The sequence below is a fragment of the Mesorhizobium sp. M5C.F.Ca.ET.164.01.1.1 genome (assembly GCF_004792125.1).
GTDB lineage: Bacteria > Pseudomonadota > Alphaproteobacteria > Rhizobiales > Rhizobiaceae > Mesorhizobium > Mesorhizobium wenxiniae.
Genome location: NZ_SRTG01000394.1, coordinates 1 through 292, shown reverse-complemented (window position 1 = coordinate 292; position 292 = coordinate 1). Strand labels below are relative to the sequence as shown.

The following is a 292-nucleotide window of genomic DNA, read 5'->3' as shown; positions in this document are numbered from 1 at the left end:
CTCGCCTTCGAGCATGTACAGGAACTCCATGCCCGCATGCTGGAAGGTCGGGAACACGTCCGAATTCTCGGTCAGCGTGATGAGATAGGGCTCGACGACGACGCCGCTGGTGTTGGCGCCGATGTGGCCGAGCAGATTGTACTGATGGCCGGCGCGCGTGCCGCGCCGCTCGACATCGACGCCTTCGCCGGCCTTGACGAAGACGGCGCTGTGCTCTTCCTCGAAGCGGCGGAAGAAGGCGGTGACGGGAACGCCCAGCGCCCGCGACAGCGCCTGCAGCGTCGTCAGCGAC

At 66.4% G+C, this 292-nt stretch carries 1 pseudogene; it reads right to left on the bottom strand.

What is annotated here, in order from left to right:
* Nucleotides 1-292 (bottom strand): annotated as a pseudogene (locus EN807_RS33960) (MerR family transcriptional regulator); the annotation flags it as partial.